Here is a 24,188-nt window from a genome sequence, read left to right as displayed (position 1 = left end):
CCACGCATCGATGAAGCCATACACCATCGCACTGCTGCTGGCCGGCCTGGCTTTGGCCGGCTGCAGCAGCAAACAAACCGTCACCTACACGGCCCACATCACCGCCTCCAACCCGCAAGTGCTGTTGCTGGGGGAAGTGCATGACAACAAGGAAGGGCATAAGCTGCGCTTCGAGGACTTGCGGCAGCGCGTGGAAGCCGGCTGGCGTCCTGCGATCGCGATGGAGCAGTTCGACCGCGAGTCGCAAGGCTTGCTGGACGAAGCGCAGAAGGGCTGCCTGGACGCCTCCTGTGTGATCAACGTCATGAACAAGAAGGGTTGGGACTGGCAGCTTTACCACCCCATCATCCAGCTCGCCCTGAGCAACCACCTGCCGCTGGTGGCCGTCAATCTGTCGCGCAACGACGCATCGAAAGTGGTGCGCGATGGCGTCGCCTCCAGTTTTGATGCCGCCACCGTTGCCGCCTACAAGCTGAAAGACCCTCTGCCGGCGGACCTGCGTCGAGGCCAGGAAAAGGCGATCCAGGAGGGCCATTGCAATATGGCGCCGGACATGATGTTGCCCGGCATGGTCAACGCCCAGGTGGCGCGCGATATCTGGATGGCCAAGCTGATTCGCCAGCAGCAGCCGCGCGACGTAGTGCTCATCGCCGGCAACGGCCATGTGCGCAAGGATATCGGCGTGCCGCGTTGGCTGAATGCCATTGAACCCAGGCTGAATGTCCGCACCATCGGCTTTATCGAGCCTGATGGCCTGCAGGGCAGCTATGACGAAATCCGCAAGGTGGCTGCGCAAAAGCGCACAGACCCTTGCGCCAAATTCAAGTAAACTTCCGGCCCTGCCGACCCCAATCAATCAAGGAGCAAAGAATGCAGATCGCAGGTGAAATGTTGATCGGACAAGCCGCCATCAAAGGCAGCGCAGGCCAGATGAAGGCCACCGACCCGGCCCGAAATACTGAAATTGAGCCAGCATTTGGCATGGCTACCCCGGCCGACCTGCAGCGCGCCTGCGAACTGGCAGCGCAAGCATTCGACTCCTACCGCGAAACCACGCTGGAAAAGCGCGCGCAATTCCTGGAGCAGGTGGCGCAGAACATCCTCGACATCGGGCCGCAACTGATCGAGCGCGCCATGCAGGAATCCGGCCTGCCGCAGGTGCGCCTGGAAGGTGAGCGCGGTCGCACCGTCAACCAGCTGCGCCTGTTCGCCAAAGTGGTGCGCGATGGCCTGTTCCTCGGCGCCACCCTGGACTCCGCACTGCCGGAGCGCGTGCCGCCACGCTCCGACCTGCGCATGCGCAAGATCGGCGTTGGCCCGGTTGCCGTCTTCGGCGCTTCCAACTTCCCACTGGCGTTCTCGGTGGCCGGCGGCGATACCGCATCGGCACTGGCTGCCGGCTGCCCGGTGGTTGTGAAAGCGCACCCGGCGCACCTCGGCACGTCCGAATTGGTGGGCAAGGCGATCCAGAAAGCCGTGGCCGACTGCGGCCTGCATGAAGGCGTATTCTCGCTGGTGATCGGCGATGTGCAGATTGGCGGCGACCTGGTGGCGCATCCGGCCATCAAGGCTGTGGGCTTCACCGGTTCGCGCGGCGGCGGCCTGGCGCTGGTGCGCATCGCGCAGGCCCGCAAGGAGCCGATTCCGGTGTATGCCGAAATGGCATCGATCAATCCGGTGTTCCTGCTGCCGGGCGCCCTGAAAGCTGGCGCGGCGCGTATCGCGCAAGGTTTTGCCGATTCGCTGACCATGGGCTCCGGCCAGTTCTGTACCAATCCTGGCCTGCTGATCGCGCTGGAAGGCCCTGAGCTGAACGAATTTGCGGCTGCGGCTGCGGCTGCAGTGCAGGCCAAGCCATCGACTACCATGCTGACCCCTGGCATCCACAAATCCTATGAAGCCGGCGTGGGCAAATTGTCCTCGCTGGACAAGGTGGCGCTGCTGGCGCAAGGCGGCGCCGGCAGCACGGCCTGCGCGGCGCAACCGCACCTGTACAGCACCGACGTCGACACCTTCCTGTCCACGCCGGCGCTGGAAGACGAGAACTTTGGCCCCAGCTCGGTGCTGGTGCGCTGCCGCGATGCGGCCGACATGCGCCGCATCGCCGAACACGTGGAAGGCCAGTTGACCTCCACCGTGCACGCCACCGCCGACGATCGCGAGATCGCCGCGGCCCTGCTGCCAACGCTGGAACGCAAGGCTGGCCGCATCCTGTTCAACGGCTTCCCGACCGGTGTCGAAGTGGCGCACGCCATGGTGCACGGCGGTCCGTTCCCGTCGACTTCCGATCCGCGCAGCACGTCCGTTGGCGCTACCGCCATCGACCGCTTCCTGCGCCCGGTGTGCTACCAGGATGCGCCGGAATGGGCGCTGCCTTCGACCCTGGCCAACAGCAATCCGCAAAACGTGCCGCGCGTAGTCGACGGCAAGATCCAGCCGGGCGCATAAGCCTGGCCGATCATGATAAGGTGGGCCGCATGATGGAAACTGTGTACAAGACAGAACAGCCTTCCAGGGCTGACATTGATGCGCTCACCGGGCCGGCGGTGCTGGAATTCGGCACCAACTGGTGCGGCTATTGCAGCGGCGCCCAGCCGGCCATCGCTGAAGCGTACCGCGAGTACGCCAACATCCCTCACTTCAAAGTGGAAGACGGTCCTGGCCGCGTGCTGGGGCGCGCCTTCCGCGTCAAGCTGTGGCCGACCGTGATCTTCCTGAAAGACGGCAAGGAAGTCGCGCGCGTCGTGCGGCCCGAAGATGCCGATGAACTGCGCGAAGGCTTCCGCCAGATCTCCGGCGCCTGAACCCTGATTAATTCAAACGGCTTGACATCGGCCCGAATTTCGATTTAACTATTAACGAATTAGTTAATTTTGAAATTATGGAACTTGATAAAGTCTTTGAGGCGCTTGCGTCGAAGCCGCGCCGCCAGATCCTTGCTTACCTGTCCGAGGTAGAGCTGTCCACGTCCGAGCTGGCCGAGCGTTTTGGCATCAGTGCGCCTGCGATTTCAAGGCACTTATCGGTGCTGGAAAACGCAGGCCTCGTCAGCAGCGAAAGGCGAGGGCAGTTCGTGTTCTACAAACTGAACGGGGACAACCTGGTGAATACCTTGACTGGTTATGCGCTGGAGGTCTGTCCCGTTGGGCGTCCGCTCAAGCGCGAGTCGCGGGCGATGGCTTCGGTAAAAAAAGGGGGACGGCATGAAAAAGATTCGTAACGTCATACATAAGCATCGCGTCGCAAGCGAGGACCTGGCTGCGGTGTGCGCAGGCCAAGTGCGTTATGCCCCGGCCAAGTCGCTCTGGCTGGTGGCAATGTGGGGAGGAGCGCTGTATGGCGCCATTGCCTACCCATTGTTGCCGGCAATGGCGCTGTTCGCCACGGCCACAGCTCTTGTGCTGCTGTTCGGGCACTCGCTGGGAAGTCATCGCAAGCTGATCCACAACAGCTTCGCGTGCCCCAAATGGCTGGAATACCTGCTGGTCTGGACCGGCGTGCAAGTTGGCCTGGCCGGACCGATTGGCTTGCTGCGTCAGCACGAGTTGCGCGATTACGCGCAGCGCCAGTCCGACTGTCACCCATATTTGCGGCATGGCGCGGGATTCTGGCGCGATGCCTGGTGGCAGTTGCAATGCGACCTGGTGCTGGACAAGCCGCCAGCGATCCACATTGAGCGACGCATTGCCGGCGATGCGTTTTACCGCTTCCTGGAACGGACCTGGATGCTGCAGCAGTTGCCGCTTGCTGTGCTGTTTTATGTGTGGGGCGGCTGGGCCTTCGTGTGCTGGGGCGTGTGCGCCCGCATCGTCGCCGGGGTGACTGGCCATTGGCTGATCGGCTATTTCGCCCATAACCACGGCGATATGTCGTATGAGGTGGACGGCGCCGCCGTCCAGGGCCGCAACATCCGCTGGACATCCCTGCTGACAATGGGCGAGAGCTGGCACAACAATCACCATGCCTTCCCGCATTCGGCGCGGCTTGGACTGGGAGAAGGCGAGTGGGACCCGGGCTGGTGGGCCTTGCGGGTGCTTGAGCACTTTGGGCTGGTGAGGGACCTGCAGTTGCCGGACAGGCTGGAAAACAAAAATGGCCTGGACCGTTGCAAATTCAGGCCGCTCCTGGTCAGTCTTTGGTGGTGATCGGCGTCGCTTTCACCCCATGTGTATGGATGCTTGACATTGCCACCCGAATTGCTCAATTATTATTAAATTGCTATAAGCTGGGCGACAACGGCCTGGTCAGCCCGACGGGGCGGCAACTCGAGGCGGGAATGTACTTTCATACTTGATAGGATGCTAAGTGTACCCAAAAATTTTCAAGTCACTAGCTTTGCGTTCACCTGTCTTGGGGCAGATCGTGAGCGAACGCGATCGGCTACGCGGTGAGGTAGCCCGATTTTCTGCAGAGCGAAAGCCTTTGCATAATGAAGGCGAAGACCTCATTGAGGCCAGTAACTCAGGGTACTGTCACTGCTGTAGAAATGAGTGTGTTTTTGAAATTCATGGGACGTGGCTTCGGGACCAATACCTCTGCGCTAATTGCCTGTCGATTCCCCGGCAACGCCATATCCAGTATGTTCTGGATACATATTTCGAGGGATGGGAGAAGAAAGAGTTGCACGAGTCATCTCCCTCGAACCAGCTACTTCCAAGATTCTGCACTTCTTACTCGTGTTCGCAATATTTTGCGGGAGCGGAAGTGGGAACGCTGGTCAACGGAGTGCGTTGCGAAAACCTCGAGGCGCTTACATTCGCTGATGAAACTTTCGATATTTTCATCACCCAGGACGTGTTTGAGCACATCTTTGATCCCGAGCGTGCAGCCAGGGAAATCATGAGGGTACTGAAGCCTGGAGGCGTTCATGTATTTACCGCGCCCAAGCATAAAGGCTTAAGCAAGAGTTATCAAAGAGCGAGACTCCTGGGCGATCAGATCGAACATATCAAGGAAGAGGTTTATCACGGAAATCCGGTTGGCGACGGACGGGCGCTTGTTACGTGGGACTATGGGGACGATTTTGAGGAACTGTTGAGTCACTGGTCGAACTCCACGACGATCACCTATATCAATCGAGACCGGAAGCTTGGGCTGGACGGGGAGTATCTTGAGGTGTTTGTTAGCAGGAAAAGAGTTCTGAGTTGATTTAAGCACTTCCCGCTTGGCCACAGAGCTGCTGAGCTGATCGAAAACAAAAAAAGCCTGAACCGTTTCCGGATCAGGCCTTTTTTGATGAATCCTGGTGGTGATAGGTGGACTTGAACCACCGACCCTAGCATTATGAATGCTATGCTCTAACCAACTGAGCTATATCACCAGAGCCACGCATTATGCGGCGTTTCGCCTATACTGTCAACCATTTGTGATTATGCAATTAATGAGGGTCGGACGTTCTGGCCCTCAAGCGCAAGGCCTCGGTCCGCAGGCAGCCGGCGATACGTTGCTTTCTCGTTATTCCATCCCGCCCAAAATCCTCTCCCCGCGCAATTAGACTCCTGCGTGGAACATGACAAAAGCCCTGCTTAGTGCGCTTATTGATGGGTTCTTAGTCCTAGTGAAAAGAGGGCATTGTTCTCATGCGTTCGCGCAATCTCAACTGTTAAATTGATATCGATTGAGATTGGGAAAGACAAATGCCCTCCGATCACTCTTGATGGACGAGAAGAATCAATATTTACGAATAGTCATCTTTCGCCGCGCGCCCGGCGTAATCTGGGGAGAAGAGCATGGGCACTATTACCGGATCTAACGGAAACGACACACTGGTTGGCACCAGCGGTAGCGACACCATCAACAGCGGCAACGGCGACGACTATGTCTATGGAGGCGGCGGAAACGATTCGTTGAATGGAGGTGCAGGCGACGATACCCTCGACGGCGGCAGCGGCAGTGACCAACTTAACGGTGGTTCCGGAAACGATACGCTGGTCTACAACCTGAGTGAAAACCTGGTGGCGGGAACCAAGGACGTGTACACGGGCGGTGCGGGCGTCGATGTCATCCAACTTCAGTTGACCTGGAACCAGTGGTGCGATCCTGCCGTGCGCGCGCAGCTCGAAAAATATGTGCAGTTTCTTTCGACGGTCAAATTAAGCGCGCAGGGCGAAGTTTCGAATGGCTCTGCCAGCGACTTTACTTTCACCTTTGCATCACCCAGCGGAAACGGAGTGTCGACTCTGACTGTGCAAATGATGGAGCAGCTCGACGTGTGGGTACAGCCAGCGCCCGGCGGTTCGTTCGCGACGGTCGACTACCGCTTGTCGCTTATTAGCGGCAATGCCGCAGGTACTGTTATCGAGGCAGGAGGTGTCGGTAATTCAAATGGCGGAACCCCGACAGTCAGCGGTGACCTTTATGCCGACGACTTGAATGGTCTCGACGATGCCTTCTTGTCGGTAAGTGCGGGTACCGCTAAATACGGTACATATGTCGTCACGGACAAGGGGAGCTGGACCTATTCGCTGAACAACGCTAATAGCCATGTGCAGGCGCTCGCGGCGGGCAAAACCCTGCATGACAGCATCACCGTGCAAAGCGCCGACGGTGCTGTAAAGGTCGTCGACATTACTATCACAGGCAGTAACGACGCGCCGGAAGTGACGGGCGCAGTGACCGGTAATGGAACCGAAGACGGCGCTGTAGTGACACTCAATGCACTGGCCAATGCATCAGATGTTGATGCTGGCACGACGTTGACAGTGGAGTCATTACCATCTGTGCTGCCAGCAGGTGTTACCTATAATGCCGCGACCCACAGCTTTACGTTGGATCCCAGCCAAACTGTCTATCAAAGTCTGGCTCAGGGAGAGACGAAAGAGGTGACGGTCAACTATCAAGTATCCGACGGCATCACGGCCACCCCGGCATCGGTGACGTTCATCGTTACAGGTACCAACGACGCGCCGATGGTGACGGGTACGGTCACTGGCGATGCGACCGAAGATGGTGCGACGGTGACACTCAATGCACTGGCCAATGCATCGGATGTCGATGCCGGTGCGACGCTCGCAGTGGTGTCGGTACCCGCCCCGCTGCCAGCCGGTGTGACTTACGACGCTGATACGCACAGCTTTACGCTAGACCCGAGTCATTCCGCTTATCAGAGCCTGGCTGCAGGCCAGACGCTGGATGTGGCGGTCAATTACGGNGACGCTGATACGCACAGCTTTACGCTAGACCCGAGTCATTCCGCTTATCAGAGCCTGGCTGCAGGCCAGACGCTGGATGTGGCGGTCAATTACGGCGTAAACGACGGTACGGCCACGACACCAGGAACTGTGAAGTTCACCGTTACCGGAACTAACGATGCGCCGGTGGTGACGGGGGCGGTGACTGGTAATGCGACTGAAGACGGTGCGACGGTGGCACTCAATGCGCTGGCCAATGCATCGGATGTCGATGCCGGTACGACGCTCGCAGTTGTATCAATGCCGGCAGTGTTGCCAGCCGGTGTAACTTACGACGCTGATACGCACAGCTTTACGCTGGATCCAAGTCATTCGGCTTACCAGAGCCTGGCGGCAGGGCAGACGCTGGATGTGGCGGTCAATTACGGCGTGAGCGACGGTACGGCCACGACACCGGGAACTGTGAAGTTCACCGTTACCGGCACTAACGATGCGCCGGTGGTGACGGGGGTAGTCAATGGCAATGCGACCGAAGATGGTGCGACGGTGGCAGTCAATGCGCTGGCCAATGCATCGGATGTCGATGCCGGTACGACGCTCGCAGTGGTGTCGGTGCCCGCCACGCTGCCAGCAGGTGTGACTTACGACGCTGATACGCACAGCTTTACGCTGGACCCGAGTCATTCCGCTTATCAGAGCCTGGCGGCGGGGCAGACGCTGGATGTGGCGGTCAATTACGGCGTAAGCGATGGTACGGCCACGACACCAGGAACCGTGAATTTTACCGTTACCGGTACGAACGATGCACCGGTGGTGACGGGGGCGGTGACTGGCGATGTGACCGAAGATGGTGCGACGGTGACGCTCAATGCGCTGACCAATGCATCGGATGTCGATGCCGGTACGACGCTCGCAGTTGTATCAATGCCGGCAGTGTTGCCAGCCGGTGTAACTTACGACGCTGATACGCACAGCTTTACGCTGGATCCAAGTCATTCGGCTTACCAGAGCCTGGCGGCAGGGCAGACGCTGGATGTGGCGGTCAAYTACGGCGTGAGCGACGGTACGGCTACGACACCGGGAACTGTGAAGTTCACCGTTACCGGCACTAACGATGCGCCGGTGGTGACGGGGGCGGTCACTGGCGACGCGACTGAAGACGGTGCGACGGTGACACTNACGACACCAGGAACTGTGAAGTTCACCGTTACCGGCACTAACGATGCGCCGGTGGTGACGGGGGCGGTCACTGGCGACGCGACTGAAGACGGTGCGACGGTGACACTCAATGCGCTSGCCAATGCATCGGATGTCGATGCCGGTACGGCGCTCGCAGTGGTATCGGTGCCCGCCACRCTGCCGGCTGGTGTGATTTACGACGCTGATACGCACAGCTTTACGCTRGAYCCRAGTCATTCCGCTTATCAGAGCCTGGCTGCAGGCCAGACGCTGGATGTGGCGGTCAATTACGGCGACGCTGATACGCACAGCTTTACGCTAGACCCGAGTCATTCCGCTTATCAGAGCCTGGCTGCAGGCCAGACGCTGGATGTGGCGGTCAATTACGGCGTGAGCGACGGTACGGCCACGACACCAGGAACTGTGAAGTTCACCGTTACCGGCACTAACGATGCACCGGTGGTGACGGGGGCGGTGACTGGCAATGCGACCGAAGACGGTGCGACGGTGRCACTCAATGCGCTGGCCAATGCATCGGATGTCGATGCCGGTACGRCGCTCGCAGTGGTGTCGGTACCCGCCCCGCTGCCAGCCGGTGTAACTTACGACGCTGATACGCACAGCTTTACGCTGGATCCAAGTCATTCGGCTTACCAGAGCCTSGCGGCAGGGCAGACGCTGGATGTGGCGGTCAATTACGGCGTGAGCGACGGTACGGCYACGACACCAGGAACTGTGAAGTTCACCGTTACCGGCACTAACGATGCGCCGGTGGTGACGGGGGCGGTCACTGGCGACGCGACCGAAGACGGTGCTACGGTGACGCTCAATGCGCTGGCCAATGCATCGGATGTCGATGCTGGTACGACGCTCGCAGTGGTGTCGGTACCCGCGCCGCTGCCAGCCGGTGTGACTTACGACGCTGATGCGCACAGCTTTACGCTGGACCCGAGTCATTCCGCTTATCAGAGCTTGGCGGCAGGCCAGACGCTGGATGTGGTGGTCAATTACGGCGTGAGCGACGGTACGGCCACGACACCAGGAACTGTGAAGTTCACCGTTACCGGCACTAACGATGCGCCAGTCTTGATCTCCGCAGCGACTCCCGTTCTGGCAAACGTTCTCCAGAATGCCGGCGGGCCAAGTGGCGCGGTTGGCACGCTCGTATCGAGCCTGGTTAACTTGAACCCACCGAGTGGTGGTCTCGACAACGTGATAGATGCGGACAACGGCGCGGTGACCGGTATCGCATTAACTGCCACGAACGCCGCTAGCGGAACTTGGTGGTATTCCACGAATGGCGGGACTACGTGGTTGACCGTTGGCAGCGTCTCGAATTCTTCTGCATTGCTGTTGTCGGCGGATGCGAATACGCGGGTCTACTTCCAGGGGAACACGAGTTACAGCGGCACGATCAGCGACGGCGTCACGTTCCGCGCCTGGGATGGAACCAGTGGCACCGCAGGAGCCAAAGCCGATACTTCCATCAATGGCGGCAGCTCGGCATTTTCGACCACTGCCGACATTGCAGCGATCACGGTTGTCGCCAACAATCAGCCTCCCGTCGGTGTGGCTGACCGTATCATCGTTTCCAACAATACTTTTGTCACGATTTCAACCAGTGCATTGCTCGGCAACGATACCGACATTGATGGCTATGCACTGGCGATCACCGGCGTTAGCGGCGGTACCGGCATCACAGGCCTTACCCTGAACGCAACTGCGGGCACAATCAGCTTCACCAGTAACAACAGCGCTACAAGCGGCAGTTTCCAATACACGGTGTCGGACGGCGCCGGCGGCAGTGCGACAGCCTCGGTAATGATCGACGTCCGGGCCGCGACAAACAACAACAGCACAGGCGACACGATTGACCTCAGTACCGCTGGTTCCTATCAGGCCTCGTACATCGATGCCGGCGGTGGTCCAGATAGCGTGACCGGCGGCGCGGCAGGCGATGTTTTCATTGGCGGAACAGGCAATGCGGCCGACACCTTGAATGGCTCCGCCGGCAATGACCTGCTGTCCGGGAACGGGGGCGATGACCAATTGTCGGGTGGCGCAGGAAACGACGTAATGACCGGGGGACTGGGCGACGACAAGATGGATGGCGGCGCTGGCAGTGAGGACATGCTCGACTTTTCCGATGGCACTGCGGCGTTGAATTTCACCCTGGTGCAGAGCGGAGCATTTGTGAGCACGGGAGGTGCCGGCGCCCTTGGCACCGATAGCTATATGAATATGGAAGGGGTGATCGGCACAACGCTGGCAGATACCATCAACGGCAGTGCCGGCAATGATGTCGTCCGCGGCGGAGCGGGCAATGACATCCTCGACGGCAAGGGCGGCAGCGACCTGCTCGACTTCTCGGATGGCACTGCAGGCATCACGTTCACACTGGTGAACAACGGCCCGGGTACCTTTGCAGGCAGCGCGGCAGGACTTGGCACCGACACATACACGGGCTTCGAAGGCGTTATTGGCACTGCTTTCGCCGATAACCTGACCGGCTCAGCCTCCTCCGACCAAATACGCGGTGGTGGCGGTAGCGACGTGATCAACGGCCAGGCGGGCGATGACCGCATCGTTGGCGGAACGGGGGCCGATATGCTCACCGGTGGGGCAGGCCACGACACCTTCGTCTTCGATACGGCGCCCAACGCAGTTGATGCGATCACCGACTTCAACGCCTCGGGACCGGCGGCGAGCGGCGACTGGATCGAATTGTCGCTGGCTACCTTTACCGGCATCACGACATCGGCAGGCAACCTGCTGTCGTCGTCCGAGTTCGCGGCGTCCGCAGGCGGCGGTTCAGCCGATGTCGTGGCCGCCGGGGTGAGGGTGATCTATGACAGCGCCACAGGCAACCTGTACTACGATTCGGATGGCCTGGGCGCGGCCAACCGTACCCTGTTTGCGACGCTGACGCTGGAAAATCCGGCCGACACGTTCAACCAGAACGACATCAGGGTTGGTTCATGATTTGCGAACAGGACGGGGCCAATCATGAAACCACTCTTTCAGCTCCTTAAGCGCCCGCTGCTGGTTGTCGCGGCGTTTTCTTTCCTCGTCAACCTGTTGCTGCTGGCACCTGCTCTCTTCATGCTGCAGGTCTTTGACCGCGTGCTTGCCAGCCAGAGCAAGGAAACCTTGCTGGTGCTGTCGCTTGGCATGGTGATCGCCCTTGGCTTGATGTTGATGCTCGATTACCTGCGCAGCCGCTTGCAGGGCGTGATCGGCAACCTGATCGCCGAACAACTGTCGCCCGTCGTCGTCAAGGCGATGCTGGAAAGATCGGCACGCGGCGTCGGGCGCACATCTGCCGAAGGCTTGCGCGATGTGGCTGCATTGCGCAATCTGTTTTCGGCGCAAGGCTTGTTGGCATTGTTCGATACGCCGTGGGCGGTGGTGTATGTTGCCGTGATCTGGCTGGCCCACCCGCTGCTTGGGGCGACGGCAGCCTCAGCCTCGGTGTTGATGCTGGTCCTGGCGGTGTTGAACGATCGTATTACGCGGCGTGGCATCGAAACGCTGCAGAAAGAAGCCGCCAAGGCCACGCGCTACCTTGAGTCGTCCTTGCAAAATGCCGAAGTGGTACAGTCGCTCGGCATGTCCGACGCATTGATTGGGCGCTGGCAGGGCCAGAATGCCAGGGTCTCCGAACTGCAGGGCGCGACAGCACGAAAATCGGTGGCGATGGCGGCCTTCACGCGCATGACACGGCAATTGGTGCAGATCATGATGCAGGCGCTGGGCGCCTACCTGGTGATTAGCGGCGAAGGCACGCCCGGCATCCTGGTAGCGACCACTGTGCTGTTAGGCAGGGCATTGTCGCCGGTGGAACAGGTGGTAGGAAGCTGGCGCACGCTGGCTGAGGCGCGCCTTGGCTTCGCGCGGCTGACCGATTTGCTGGGAGCCGCCGGCGAGCAGCCGGAGCGCATGAAACTGCCCGCGCCCGTTGGCAGGTTGCAGGCACAGGGCCTGGTGTTCCGCCCGCTGCAAAGCGAGCGGATGATACTGGCAGGCGTCACATTCAGCCTGGAGCCCGGCGAATCGCTGGCCATTATCGGTGCCAGCGGAGCCGGCAAGTCAACCTTGGCGCGGTTGCTGACGGGGCTCTGGACGCCGAATACTGGCACGGTGCGCCTGGACGGCGTGGACCTGGCCCAATGGCCGCGCCATGAACTTGGGCCTTGGCTTGGTTACCTGCCGCAGGATGTTGAACTGTTCCCTGGCACTGTGGCGGACAACATTGCGCGGCTGGGCGAAGCCGATGCGGAAAAGGTGGTGCTGGCAGCGCAGCGCGCCGGCGTGCATGCGCTCATTTTAGGGCTGCCACAAGGCTACGACACCCAGATCGACGGCATGGGTGTCATGCTGTCGCCCGGCCAGCGACAGCGTATTGCGTTGGCGCGTGCCCTGTACGGCGATCCCAAGCTGCTGGTGCTGGACGAACCAAACTCCAACCTGGATGGCGCTGGTGAACTGGCGCTTGCCGATGCATTGAAGGCCCTGAGCGGACAGGTAACCGTGATCGTGGTTACGCACCGCAGTACCCTGGTGCAGCACATGGACAAGATGCTGGTACTCGATGGCGGCCGCGTGCAGCACTTCGGCACCGTGGCGGAAGTAATGCAGGCGATGCAGCCTGGCCAGGGCAGGGCAGGTGCGCAGGTGGTGGCCATGCCGCGTGCAGCCGAAGGGAGGGCATGATGGAAAGCGCATTGCAAAAGATGGCGGCTAACGATGCCACGCATCTGCATGTCGGTGAAGCACGCCGCCTGGCGAATTGGGGCATAGCGGTAGTCATCTTCGGGCTGCTTCCGGTGACGGCCTGGATGACCTTCGCGCCGCTGTCGTCGGCAGTGGTGGCGCAAGCCTACGTGAAGGTGGATCTCAACCGCCGTCCGGTGCAGCATGCCGAGGGCGGCATCGTGCGCCAGGTGCTGGTGCGTGACGGCCAACACGTGAAGCAGGGCGAGCCCTTGCTGGTGCTTGGCGACGTCTCGGTCGATGCAGACAAGAACCGGCTGGATTACCGCGTCAAAACGGAACGCGCCAGCCTGGCGCGGCTCGATGCTGAGCAAGGCATGCAGCAGTCGCTCAATTTTCCAGTGGACGTGGTCGAATCCGCTAAAACCGATGCGCGCCTGGCCGAGCAGGTCTCCAAGGAGCGCTCGTTGTTCGCCGCGCGGCGCGATGCACTGGTGGGGCAGGTGCGGCTGCTGCATTCGCAGCGGGACAAAGTCGCGGAGGAAGTCGTCGCACTGCGCGCGCAGATCGCACAGGCAAGCGAGTCGATGAAGTTCCAGAAGGTCGACCTGGACACCAACAACAAGCTGCGCAAGGACGGTTTTGTTTCTGCCACGCGCATCGCGCAGATCGAAGGCGCAATTGCCGATTATGGCGTCAAGCTCGAAGAGCGGCGCTCGGAGCTGGCGCGCGCCCAGCAACGCATGGTCGACATCGATTTACGCGCAAGTGCGCTGGAAGGCGAATACAGGCAGCAAGCAAGCGACCAGCTCAAGGTGGCGACGGCGCGCCTGTCGGAAATTGAGCAGGAACAGCGCAAGTCGGTCGATGCGTCGGCACGCCAGGTCATCACCGCACCTGCCAGCGGCGAAGTCATTGGCCTGAAATATCCTGTGCCCGGAGCGGTGATCGCGCCGCGTGAAACAATCGCCGACATCGTGCCGGACGATACGCGCCTGGTGACGGAGGCGCGGATTCGGCCGGACGACATCAGCCGCATTGGGCGCGGCCAGCCAGCCGACATCCGTTTCACCGCTTTCAAGTACCGCACCACACAACTGGTTCGTGGCAAAGTGATCTACATCTCCGCCGATCGCCTGATCGACCGTGCCACCGAGGCACCCTATTACTCGGTGCTGGTGGAGGCAGATCCGGCATCCCTGGCCAAGGCGGGCGATCTCAAACTGCTGGCCGGCATGCCGGCAGAAGTGTTTATCGAAGGGGAGAAGCGCACGCCGCTGCAATACCTGCTCGAGCCGGTCACGCAGGTACTGCGCCACGCGGGGCGCGAGCGCTGAGAAAACGAAAACCCGCAGCGCATCGAGTGCAGTGCGGGTTTTCGCTGAATCCTTTTGGTGGTGATAGGTGGACTTGAACCACCGACCCTAGCATTATGAATGCTATGCTCTAACCAACTGAGCTATATCACCGCAAGGCCAGCATTATCGGTGCCAGCGGATGTTCTGTCAAGGACTGATTTTCGCCTTGGATATTTTGGCAAGCACTTGCTGCTGCAATTGCTGGCTGGCGTCCGGTGCGCAGCAGTCGACCACGATCCGCTCCGGCATGCCACGCAGCCAGGTTAGCTGGCGCTTACATAGCTGGCGGGTGGCGATGATGCCGGTTTCGCGCATCGTCGCATGGTCGATCGCACCATCGAGGTATTCCCAGGCCTGGCGATAGCCCACGCAGCGGATCGACGGCAGGCCAAGGTGCAGGTCGCCGCGCGCGCGCAGGGCTTTCACTTCGTCGAGGAAGCCGGAATCGAGCATGATGTCGAAGCGGCGTGCGATGCGTTCGTGCAGCCAGGCGCGATCGGACGGTTCGAGTGCGAACGACACCAGCTCGAATGGCAGTTCTTCTTTTTCGCGCTGGGCCAGCAGCTCGGACATCGGCTTGCCGGACAGGGCGTGAATCTCAAGGGCCCGCTGGATGCGCTGGGCGTCGGCAGGCTTGAGGCGAGCGGCGGTTTCGGGGTCGACTTGCGCCAGGCGTGCATGCATGGCGGGCCAGCCGATGCGTGCCGCTTCGCCGTCCAGTTGTGCACGCAGGGCCGCATCGGCTCCCGGCAGGTCGTCCAGGCCGTCGGCCAGTCCTTTGTAATACAGCATGGTGCCGCCGACCAGCAGCGGGACTTTGCCGCGCGCGCTGATTTCGGAGACCAAGCCCAAGGTATCGGTGCGGAACTGGGCCACAGAGTAGGAGTCCAGCGGGTCGATGATGTCGATCAGGTGGTGCGGCGCGGCGGCCAGTTCTTCCTTCGATGGCTTGGCGGTGCCGATGTCCATGCCGCGGTACACCAGCGCGGAGTCGACGGAAATGATTTCGCACGGCACCTGCTGCGCGATGGCCAGCGCGGCGGCGGTCTTGCCGGAGGCGGTCGGCCCCATGATGGCGACCGCCAGCGGGCGCTTGTTCAACTGCTCGTTCATGGTTTACTGCCCGCGCAGGAAGAGTTTATCCAATGCGTTGATGTCGATCTGCACCCAGGTCGGGCGGCCGTGGTTGCATTGGTCGGCGCGCTCGGTCGCTTCCATGTGGCGCAGCAGAGCGTTCATTTCCGGCACGGCCAGGATGCGGTTGGCGCGCACCGCGGTGTGGCAGGCGAGGGTGCCAAGCAGCTCGTTGCGGCGTTCGATCAGCACCCGCGAGCCGCCGTATTCGCGCACGTCGCGGATCACGTCGCGCGCCAGGGTCTGGGCGTCGGCGTTCTTCAGCAGGGCAGGGACGGCGCGCACGGCCAGCGTGGTTGGTGACATCACGGCAATGTCGAAGCCCAGCGTCTTCAGCGTGTCGCCGTGTTCCTGCACGGTGCCCACTTCCACCGCGTCGGCGTAGAAGGTGACTGGGATCAGCAGGTTCTGTACCGACATTTCGGCGCCGTCGATCTGGGCATCCAGCGCATTTTTCAACTGCTCGTACAGGATGCGTTCGTGGGCGGCATGCATGTCGACCAGTACCAGACCTTTGCTGTTCTGGGCCAGGATATAGATGCCATGCAGTTGCGCCAGTGCGAAGCCGAGCGGGAACTCCTCGCCGGCCAGCTGCGCCGAGGAGGCGGCGATCGGGGCGGCTTGCGGCAGCGTGTAATCGGAGGAGGCCCGGAAACCGTTGCCGCCCTCCGCTGCCGGCGCGGCCGGCGCGAAATTGTCGCGCGGGTCGTTCGACCACAGCGCGCCGTAACGTTCCGTGCTCTGGGCTACGCCGCCCGCACCTGCTCCCGCGCCTGGGCCGCCGAATGGCGATGGCGAGAACGTCGGGCGGTATTCCGGGTTCAGGATGGAGCCGAAGCTGGTCTGCTGTTGCGGGCGCCAGACAGGGCCCGATGCCTGCAGGTTGTCAGCGGCCGGCAGCGGCGACGGTACGCTGCCGTGCGAGGTGGCCGAGGTCGCGGCCAGCGCGCGCTGTACCGCGTGGAACACGAACTGGTGCACCGCGCGGCCATCACGGAAGCGAACCTCGATCTTCGATGGGTGCACGTTAACGTCGACCAAGGCGGGGTCGAGGTCGAGCGCCAGCACGTAGGAGGGATAGCGGTCGCCATGCAGCACGTCTTCATACGCGGCGCGCACGGCGTGCACCAGCAGCTTGTCGCGCACGAAGCGGCCGTTGACGTAGAAATACTGGCTGTCGGCGCGGCCCTTGGAGGCAGTCGGCAGGCCGGCGAAGCCGTGGATGCGCAGCACGCCGGAGCCTTCATCCAGCGCCAGGCGGGCTTCTTCGAAATTGCTGCCCAGGATTTGCGCGCTGCGCTTGGCCATGTCGCTGACCATCCAGTGGTCGACCGTCTTGCCGTTGTGGCTCAAGGTGAACGATACGTCGGGGCGAGCCAGCGCAATGCGGCGCACCACTTCCGCGCAGTGGCCGAATTCGGTCTGCTCGGATTTCAGGAATTTGCGGCGCGCAGGAGTGTTGAAATACAGGTCGCGCACGTCGATCGTGGTACCGGGCGCGCCGGAAGAGGGCACCACCGTGCCTTCGTGCGAACCTTCCAGTTCCCAGGCGTGGGCGCCGTCGGCGGTGCGGGAGGTCAGGGTGACTGCCGCCACGGAGGCGATCGAAGCCAGTGCCTCGCCGCGGAAACCGAGGGTGCCGACGTTTTCCAGATCGTCCAGGGAGGCGATTTTCGAGGTTGCGTGGCGCGCCAGCGCCAGTGGCATCTGGTCGGGCGGGATGCCGCGACCGTTGTCAGTAATGCAAATACGTTTGACGCCGCCCTCTTCCAGCCGCACGGTGATCTGGGTCGAACCGGCGTCCAGGGCATTTTCCAGGAGTTCTTTGACAACTGCCGATGGACGTTCCACTACCTCGCCGGCAGCGATCTGGGAAATCAGTTGGTCTGGCAGGGCCCGGATCGGGCGTGGTGGGGTCGGGGCGTTCATGGGCAAGATTATAACTGCGGGGCCGGCGACCCCGCAGAAGCGCTTATTTGATTTCCCGCACCGGGATCGGCACGTTGCACAGGTCCACATGGCCGGCCGCGTACTTGGTCCACGGACCGCCGCGGTTGCGCTGCGCCTCAATCACCGACTTGAAGCTGGCCGAATCGGTGCGCATCACTTCAAATTTCGAACGTTCGGCTTCCGGCACGTCGGCCGCCAGCTTGACCGACTTGATCGGCACCCACTGTTCTTCTTTTTCGAACATGCCCATCGGCGCCGGGCCGCGCGGCAGCACGGACAGCAGCGGCATGCCGCTGACAATGCGTCCCACCACGGTGATGTTGCGGTCCAGGTGGCGCGGCGAATTGCCGATCACGGTGTACAAGGTGCCGCCGTTGCCGCTGTCGGACTCATTGCCGCGCGCGACGCCAACCATGCCGTAGCAATGCGCCAGCCAGGTCTGGCCGGTTTTCGGGTCGCGGGCGGAGGGGAAGCCGTTGGAGTGGCCTACCTGCGGCGCATAGCCGTCCTTGTCCGGCAGGCGGGTGAACTGGGTGTCGTTCTTCATCGGCACCGTGAATTCCTGTTCCAGCTTGGCCTTCGCCGTCCCGATGGATTTTGGCTTGTCTTCGCGCGGATCGCCCCACTGCACCACGAAATTATCCTGCGTGCGGTAGATCCACAGTCCGTCCCAATAGCCTTCCTTGGCCATGGTGCGGATATTGGCAGCGTGATTCGGCGCAAAGGCCGGCGCCAGTTCGATGATTACGCGGCCTGCCGGCAGGTCCATATACAGGGTGTTGGCCGGGTCCAGCTGGCGCCAGTCGGCTTGCGGCGATGCCTTGACGATGTCGCCGACGCTCGGCTTGGGTGGCAATTCTTTGATCGGTGCGGCTATCGCGGCCAGGGGCAGGGCCAACGCGAGGAGGGCGGACATGTGGGACTTCACTAAGGGTCTCCTTTATAGGGTTCTAAGCAGGTGCTAAGATGCCGGGCAATTTTAGCCTGTAAGATAGACAGTTTGGTATCATTCCCGCCGCAACCTTTTGGGACTAATAAATGGATTTCGTTCAATTGCTGGACATGCTGGTGCACGTAGATAGTGCGATGGACAAACTGATCGCGCAATACGGCATGTATGTTTATGCGCTGCTGTTTGCCATCGTCTTTTGCGAGACCGGCCTGGTGGTACTGTTCTTCTTCCCCGGCGACACGCTGCTGTTCATTGGCGGCGCCTTCTGCGCCACCGGCCAGATGCACCTCGGGCTGCTGATGTTCCTGCTGGCGACTGCCGCAATTTTGGGCAATACCACCAATTACTGGATCGGCGAAGCCATTGGACAGCGGGTATTCACCCACGATTACCGGTGGATCAACAAGGATGCCTTGCGGCGAACCCACGAATTCTTTGAAAAGCACGGCGGCAAGACCATCATCCTGGCGCGTTTCGTGCCGGTGGTGCGCACCTTTGCCCCGTTCGTGGCCGGCGTGTCGGACATGACCCACGCACGCTTCCAGCTGTTCAACATCGTCGGCGCGGTGGCCTGGGTGGTGTCGCTGTGCGTGGCAGGTTTCATCTTTGGTAACACTCCGTTCGTGCGCGACCACCTGAGCACCATCGTGCTGTTCGGTGTCGGTATTGCCGTGGTGCCGATGGCGCTGGGCGGTGCCTGGAAACTGGCCCGCCGCATGCTCAAGCGTTAAGCCGCTCTCAAGTTTTCCCGCAGCGCAACCGTTAACCGGAGTAACAGTCTCTCCTCCGGATTTAACATGCGTAACTTGATCGCCCTGTCGGCCTGTTGTCTTGTCATCGGGACCGCAGGCGCCGCCGATCCCGCCGTCACCCCATCAAAAGGCGTGCCGAGTATTCGCCCGAACCTGGCCGCTGCCGCTGCGGCCGACAAGGCGAATATTGAAAAGGATGCCAATTCGTCCAGCGGCCCCAAGTACGTTCCTCCGGCGCGTAAGAATTCGGCCGCATCTGCCGCTGCCCAGCGCGAAGACGAAGCGCGCGCCGAAGCGGAACTGTCGGAAAAAATCGCCCAGCGCCTGGCTGAAATGCGTGCCAACCAGGCCGCCCGCATTGCTGCTGCCGAGAAGGCGCGCAAGCAGAAGGCCGCCAAGGTTGCCGCTGCCGAAATTGCGGCCAAGGCGCCGCCGCCGCGCGTGTACGGCACCCATTGGACTTATGAGGGCGAAGCCGGCCCGGCCAACTGGTCCAAGATCAATTCCGACTGGGCGAAATGCTCGACCGGCAGCCGCCAGTCGCCGATCGACATCCGCGACGGCATGAAGGTGGACCTGGAGCAGATCGCCTTCGACTACCGTCCATCCGGCTTCAATGTGACCGATAACGGCCATACCGTGCAGGTGATGGTCGGCCCCGGCAATTACCTGAGCGTGGCGGGCCGCACTTACGAGCTGCAGCAGTTCCACTTCCATCGTCCTGCCGAGGAACGTGTCAACGGCAAGGGCTTCGAAATGGTGGTGCACCTGGTGCACAAAGACCCGGAAGGCAGGCTGGCGGTGCTGGCGCTGCTGCTGGAACGCGGCAAGCCGCAAGCGACCATCCAGACCGTGTGGAACAACCTGCCGCTGGAGAAGGGCGATACGGCAACGCCGAGCATCGTGCTGGACCCGAACGACTTGCTGCCGCAGCGCCGCGACTACTATACGTATATGGGTTCGCTGACCACGCCGCCCTGCACCGAAGGCGTGTTGTGGCTGGTGATGAAGGAGCCGGTTCAGGCCTCGCCTGCGCAATTGGCCTTGTTCAGCCGCCTGTATCCGTTCAATGCACGTCCGATCCAGGCCAACTCCGGCCGCATGATCAAGGAATCAAACTGATGGTGTGAAGGCCGGTCCACTCGGCGCCGGCCTGCAGCACTTGCTTGTCCACCCGGGCCGGTTCAATGCAGACGAAGCGGCGATAGTCGCTGTCTTCCATGTCGGCGGTGGCTGCCGCGCCTTCCGCGCCTGGATTCCAGACCACCCATTCCGAAAAGCCTTGCTGGTCCAGTTGCAGCATGCCGGCGCCGGTGTCCAGGCGCAGTTGCGGCGTGGCGGGGCGGATATCGTCCAGCGCGCCACTGAAGGGCATGCCGTCCAGCGTGGCTTGCTCGAATTCCGTGACCGCGAAATACGTGTGCAGGGCGCCGGCCCAGCTAAAGTCCTGCTGGCCCGTGTTGCGCACCGTATAGCGGATCGCGAGAACGCTGGCTTTCAATTCAAAGCGCAGGCGCAATTCAAAGGCGCGCGGCCAGGACTGGAAGTGGCTGCGCGGCAGGTCGCTTTGCGCCAGCGCCAGTTCGGCCCAGTCGTTGGCCTGCTCGGCGATGCGCCAGGTGGAGGTGCGGGCGAAGCCGTGACGCAGGCCGTCGCCGCGCGTGGCAAATTGCGGGAAAATCACCGGCATGCCACCGCGCACGGCGGCGCTGCCGTCGAGCGCCGAACGCTGGCTCAGGAACAGGCGTTCCTTGCCGTCCGCAGTCTTCCACGACATCAGATGTGCACCGAACAGGGATATGATGGCTTCGGCGCCTTCGGGTGTGGAGATGCGAACTTCGTTCATGCGCTTTCCTCAGGTGAGCCGGTTCTTGGCGAGCGGCGGGTTCTTGGCGAAATAGCGTCGGATGCCTTTGACGATGGCGTCCGCGATCTTGTCCTGGTAATCGTCGTCCAGCAGGCGCGCTTCTTCTTCCGGATTGGAAATGAAGGCTGTCTCGATCAGGATCGACGGAATGTCCGGGGCTTTCAGCACGGCGAAACCGGCCTGCTCGACCGAGCCTTTATGCAGCTTGTTGATGCCGCCGATTTCACCCAGCACCGCCTTGCCGACCTTCATGCTGTCGTTGATCTGGGCGGTGGTGGAGAGGTCGAACAGCACGCTGGCCAGTTGCGGATCGTGGCCCTTGGCGTTGGTGCCGCCGATCAGGTCGGCCTGGTTTTCCTTGTCGGCCAGCCAGCGTGCGGCGCTCGATGTCGCGCCTTTTTCGGAGAGCACGAAAACCGAGGAGCCGCGGGCGCTGGTTTTCACGAAGGCGTCGGCGTGGATCGAGACGAACAGGTCGGCGTCGACCTTGCGGGCTTTTTCCACGCGCTTGCCGAGCGGGACGAAGTAGTCGCCGTCGCGCGTGAGCATCACCCGCATGTTGGGGTGATCTTCGATCTTGTCCTTCAGCCGCTTGGCGATGGCCAGCACGATGTCTTTTTCGCGGCTGCCGCGCGCGCCCATGGCGCCAGGGTCCTCGCCGCCGTGGCCGGGGTCGAGGGCGATGGTGAGCATGCGGACCATTTTCTCCGGTCCGGGTTTCTGGCCGGGCTTGTGGTGCGCCGGCGCTGGATCGGGGTCGCCAGGAGCCGGCTTGCCTGATTGCGCGGCGAGTGCCGGCGATTGGCCGGAAGCGTTGCCGGCGTCGCCCGGCGCGGACGCGGTTGCGCCGGCCTTGGCGGCGCCGGGTTGGCCGGACGCGCTGCCTTGGCCGGGAACTGCTGTTTGGCCCGCATTGCCGGCCTCGCCGGGTGCTGCAGGCTGTCCAGGCGTCGCCGCTTGTCCTGCCAGCGCTGGCTGGCTGCTTGCGCTGCCTTGGCTGCCTGGCGCCGGGCGCGCAGACGAGCCGGCGGCTGGCTGCTGTGCGCCGGTGCCGTTGGTCTTGTCGTCCTGCGACCATTCGCCTTTTTCGATCAATGCCGCGATCGGGTCGACTGCCTTGACCGGATACAGGTCGAAGATCAGGCGATGCTTGTAGTTGCCGACAGGTTCCAGCGTGAATACCTGGGGCGTGACTTTTTCTTTCAGGTCGAATACCAGCCGCACCACGTTCGGGCGGTTCTGGCCGACGCGCACTTCCTTGATGTACGGGTCGTTCGACTCGATCTTGGCGACCAGGCTTTTCAGCGTGGAGTTCAGCACCAGGCCTTCAATGTCGACCACCAGCCGGTCCGGATCGGGAACCAGGAAGTGCTTGACCTTGAGGTCGGTGTCGTTTTCCAGCGTGACGCGCGTGTAATCCTCCGCCGGCCACACGCGCACAGCCAGGATCTGCGCTGCCTGCGCAGACATCGGTGCGAGCACGGACAGCAGCAGCGTACCGCCGGCCTTGAGCACCGTGCGGCGGCTTACAGGTTTGGAGCGAATTGGAGGCGTTGCAGGCATGACGTACCAAGAGCGGAAGACGGCTGCAATTCTACATCACGTCCGGACCCCGCTACAGAGAGGAAAACATGAAGGTCGGGCGGCGGCAGCACGCCGTCCGCTTTCTCCGGCCATTCGACGATGCACACGTTCTCGCCATTGAACTCCTCGCGGAAGCCCGCGTCGAGGAATTCCTCCGGGCTGCCCATGCGGTACAAGTCGAAATGCACCACGTTGGCCAGCTTGCCGTCGATCTTCACGCGGTACGGCTCGGACAGGGTATATGTCGGGCTTTTCACCGGCCCTATATGGCCGGCCGCATGCAGCAGCGCGCGCGTCAGCGCGGTTTTGCCGGCGCCCAGGTCGCCATGCAGGTAGATCGCCATGCCGGGCAGCAGGGCGCGCGACAGCGCAGCGCCAAGCGCCGCGGTACCGGCTTCATCGTGAAGATGGGATTTAAAGTGCTGCATCGAATAAAATGATGGTTTGGATTTCCCCGCATTGTAAGGCCGTGTCGCTCTCCCAAGCCAATTTAGACGAATTAGCCAGCCGCATCAAGGCGTGGGGGCAGGAACTCGGCTTCGCGGAAGTGCGGATTGCCGATATCGACCTGTCGGCCGCCGAGGCCGGGCTGCAAGCCTGGCTGGATGCCGGCATGCACGGCGATATGGACTATATGGCAAGCCACGGCATGAAGCGCGCGCGTCCGGCGGAGCTGGTGCCGGGCACGGTGCGGGTGATCACGGCGCGCATGAATTACCTGCCCGGGGCGGCCGACGAGGACTGGCGCGAACGCGAAACGGCGCGCCTGGCCGATCCTGGGCAGGCCGTGATCTCGGTTTATGCCCGCGGCCGCGATTACCACAAGGTGCTGCGCGCGCGCTTGCAGCAGTTGGCGGACAAGGTTAGCGCGGCGGTCGGCGAATTCGGCTACCGCGTATTCACCGACTCGGCGCCTGTGATGGAGCTGCCGCTGGCGGAAAAGTCGGGCCTGGGCTGGCGCGGCAAGCATACCTTGCTGATCAACCGCAGCGCGGGCTCCATGTTCTTCATGGGCGAGATCCTGGTCGACCTGCCGCTGCCGGTGGACCAGGCCACCGGCGCGCACTGCGGCCAGTGCACGGCCTGCATCGACATCTGCCCGACCCAGGCCATCCTCGGGCCGGGCAAGCTCGATGCGCGGCGCTGCATCTCTTACCTGACCATCGAACTTAAAAGCACCATTCCGGAAGAACTGCGGCCCTTGCTGGGCAACCGGGTCTACGGCTGCGACGATTGCCAGACCGCCTGCCCCTGGAACAAGTTCGCCCAGCGCGCCACGCTGCCGGACTTCGACGAGCGCCACGCCCTGGGCAGCGCCGGCATGATCGAACTGTTTGGGTGGAGCGAGGAAGAATTCAACCGCCGCATGGAGGGCAGCCCGATCCGCCGCATCGGCCATGAACGCTGGCTGCGCAATCTGGCGGTTGGCCTGGGGAACGCAGCGCGCATGGGCGCCAAGGGCGATCCAGCCATCCTGGCCGCGCTGCAGGCGCGCCGCGGCCACCCTTCGGAACTGGTGCGCGAACACGTGGAATGGGCGCTGCGGCAACACACTGAGGCATAATTGGC

18 protein-coding genes, 2 tRNA genes and 2 pseudogenes are annotated in these 24,188 nt (G+C 61.9%); 14 read left to right on the top strand and 8 right to left on the bottom strand.

The features are described from left to right. The first annotated feature begins 10 nt into the window (after positions 1-10). From ASD58_RS08990 to ASD58_RS31815, 6 genes are all read left to right on the top strand, one after another. Entirely contained in the window at positions 11-829 is an 819-nt protein-coding gene (locus ASD58_RS08990; protein WP_057260780.1) for a ChaN family lipoprotein, read from the top strand. A 41-nt stretch (positions 830-870) separates the two neighbouring features. Continuing rightward, complete coding sequence (locus tag ASD58_RS08985; RefSeq protein ID WP_057260779.1) at positions 871-2,448, top strand: aldehyde dehydrogenase (NADP(+)); 1,578 nt, start codon at positions 871-873, stop codon at positions 2,446-2,448. Positions 2,449-2,480: 32 nt separating this feature from the next. Then, on the top strand, positions 2,481-2,804 hold the full coding sequence (locus tag ASD58_RS08980) for a thioredoxin family protein (RefSeq protein ID WP_057261029.1): 324 nt from the start codon (positions 2,481-2,483) through the stop codon (positions 2,802-2,804). A 77-nt stretch (positions 2,805-2,881) separates the two neighbouring features. After that, on the top strand, positions 2,882-3,220 hold the full coding sequence (locus ASD58_RS08975) for a metalloregulator ArsR/SmtB family transcription factor (RefSeq protein ID WP_057260778.1): 339 nt from the start codon (positions 2,882-2,884) through the stop codon (positions 3,218-3,220). Then, positions 3,204-4,145, top strand: a complete 942-nt coding sequence (locus ASD58_RS08970) for an acyl-CoA desaturase (RefSeq protein WP_082565315.1) — start codon at positions 3,204-3,206, stop codon at positions 4,143-4,145. The genes ASD58_RS08975 and ASD58_RS08970 overlap by 17 nt, the downstream gene beginning before the upstream one ends. Positions 4,146-4,704: 559 nt before the next feature. Next, positions 4,705-5,148 (top strand): class I SAM-dependent methyltransferase, encoded by a 444-nt coding sequence (locus ASD58_RS31815; protein ID WP_200951593.1) that lies wholly within the window; start codon positions 4,705-4,707, stop codon positions 5,146-5,148. Positions 5,149-5,243: 95 nt separating this feature from the next. Here ASD58_RS31815 and ASD58_RS08960 read toward each other — a convergent pair. Beyond that, positions 5,244-5,320 (bottom strand) — tRNA-Met (locus ASD58_RS08960). 409 nt (positions 5,321-5,729) lie between these two features. Here ASD58_RS08960 and ASD58_RS32750 point away from each other — a divergent pair. The 5 genes and pseudogenes from ASD58_RS32750 to ASD58_RS08945 form a co-directional block, all read left to right on the top strand. Beyond that, positions 5,730-7,150: pseudogene (locus tag ASD58_RS32750) on the top strand (VCBS domain-containing protein); the annotation flags it as partial. A 1-nt stretch (position 7,151) separates the two neighbouring features. Beyond that, positions 7,152-8,308, top strand: a pseudogene (locus ASD58_RS32745) (VCBS domain-containing protein); the annotation flags it as partial. Positions 8,309-8,324: 16 nt separating this feature from the next. Then, positions 8,325-11,291, top strand: coding sequence for a calcium-binding protein (locus ASD58_RS32135; protein WP_229209942.1), 2,967 nt, complete (start codon positions 8,325-8,327; stop codon positions 11,289-11,291). Between the two features lie 24 nt (positions 11,292-11,315). Beyond that, positions 11,316-13,022 carry a type I secretion system permease/ATPase gene (locus ASD58_RS08950; protein ID WP_057260776.1) on the top strand — a complete coding sequence of 569 codons (1,707 nt, stop codon included), beginning with the start codon at positions 11,316-11,318 and terminating at the stop codon, positions 13,020-13,022. After that, positions 13,019-14,359, top strand: coding sequence for an HlyD family type I secretion periplasmic adaptor subunit (locus ASD58_RS08945; RefSeq protein WP_229209941.1), 1,341 nt, complete (start codon positions 13,019-13,021; stop codon positions 14,357-14,359). Before ASD58_RS08950 ends, ASD58_RS08945 begins: the two co-directional genes overlap by 4 nt. 55 nt (positions 14,360-14,414) lie before the next feature. On the opposite strand, the gene ASD58_RS08940 is transcribed toward ASD58_RS08945, so the two are convergent. From ASD58_RS08940 to ASD58_RS08925, 4 genes are all read right to left on the bottom strand, one after another. Then, positions 14,415-14,491, bottom strand: a tRNA-Met gene (locus ASD58_RS08940). Between the two features lie 36 nt (positions 14,492-14,527). Continuing rightward, entirely contained in the window at positions 14,528-15,493 is a 966-nt protein-coding gene (miaA, locus tag ASD58_RS08935; protein ID WP_082565314.1) for a tRNA (adenosine(37)-N6)-dimethylallyltransferase MiaA, read from the bottom strand. A 3-nt stretch (positions 15,494-15,496) separates the two neighbouring features. Continuing rightward, complete coding sequence (gene mutL, locus ASD58_RS08930; RefSeq protein ID WP_057260775.1) at positions 15,497-17,443, bottom strand: DNA mismatch repair endonuclease MutL; 1,947 nt, start codon at positions 17,441-17,443, stop codon at positions 15,497-15,499. Between the two features lie 43 nt (positions 17,444-17,486). Next, positions 17,487-18,380: a peptidylprolyl isomerase gene (locus ASD58_RS08925; protein WP_057260774.1), complete on the bottom strand. Its 894-nt coding sequence runs from the start codon at positions 18,378-18,380 to the stop codon at positions 17,487-17,489. Between the two features lie 122 nt (positions 18,381-18,502). Between ASD58_RS08925 and ASD58_RS08920 the strand changes: the two genes are divergently transcribed. Then, positions 18,503-19,147 carry a VTT domain-containing protein gene (locus tag ASD58_RS08920; RefSeq protein WP_057260773.1) on the top strand — a complete coding sequence of 215 codons (645 nt, stop codon included), beginning with the start codon at positions 18,503-18,505 and terminating at the stop codon, positions 19,145-19,147. 66 nt (positions 19,148-19,213) lie between these two features. Next, positions 19,214-20,290, top strand: a complete 1,077-nt coding sequence (locus ASD58_RS08915) for a carbonic anhydrase (protein WP_057260772.1) — start codon at positions 19,214-19,216, stop codon at positions 20,288-20,290. On the opposite strand, the gene ASD58_RS08910 is transcribed toward ASD58_RS08915, so the two are convergent. The 3 genes from ASD58_RS08910 to tsaE are packed head-to-tail and all read right to left on the bottom strand — an operon-like array spanning position 20,274 to position 23,047. Then, a complete protein-coding gene (locus ASD58_RS08910) occupies positions 20,274-21,014 on the bottom strand; it encodes a hypothetical protein (protein ID WP_057260771.1) in 741 nt (246 codons plus the stop codon). The genes ASD58_RS08915 and ASD58_RS08910 overlap by 17 nt on opposite strands. Before the next feature lie 9 nt (positions 21,015-21,023). Beyond that, complete coding sequence (locus ASD58_RS08905; RefSeq protein WP_057260770.1) at positions 21,024-22,598, bottom strand: N-acetylmuramoyl-L-alanine amidase; 1,575 nt, start codon at positions 22,596-22,598, stop codon at positions 21,024-21,026. Continuing rightward, positions 22,562-23,047, bottom strand: coding sequence for a tRNA (adenosine(37)-N6)-threonylcarbamoyltransferase complex ATPase subunit type 1 TsaE (tsaE, locus tag ASD58_RS08900; RefSeq protein ID WP_057260769.1), 486 nt, complete (start codon positions 23,045-23,047; stop codon positions 22,562-22,564). Before tsaE ends, ASD58_RS08905 begins: the two co-directional genes overlap by 37 nt. A gap of 41 nt (positions 23,048-23,088) precedes the next feature. Here tsaE and queG point away from each other — a divergent pair, with 41 nt between their 5' ends. Next, positions 23,089-24,183: a tRNA epoxyqueuosine(34) reductase QueG gene (gene queG, locus ASD58_RS08895; RefSeq protein WP_156401208.1), complete on the top strand. Its 1,095-nt coding sequence runs from the start codon at positions 23,089-23,091 to the stop codon at positions 24,181-24,183. The last annotated feature ends 5 nt before the right edge of the window (positions 24,184-24,188 follow it).

This window comes from Duganella sp. Root1480D1 (assembly GCF_001427305.1).
Classification (GTDB): Bacteria; Pseudomonadota; Gammaproteobacteria; order Burkholderiales; family Burkholderiaceae_D; genus Rugamonas.
This window is presented reverse-complemented; position numbering and strand designations above follow the sequence as displayed.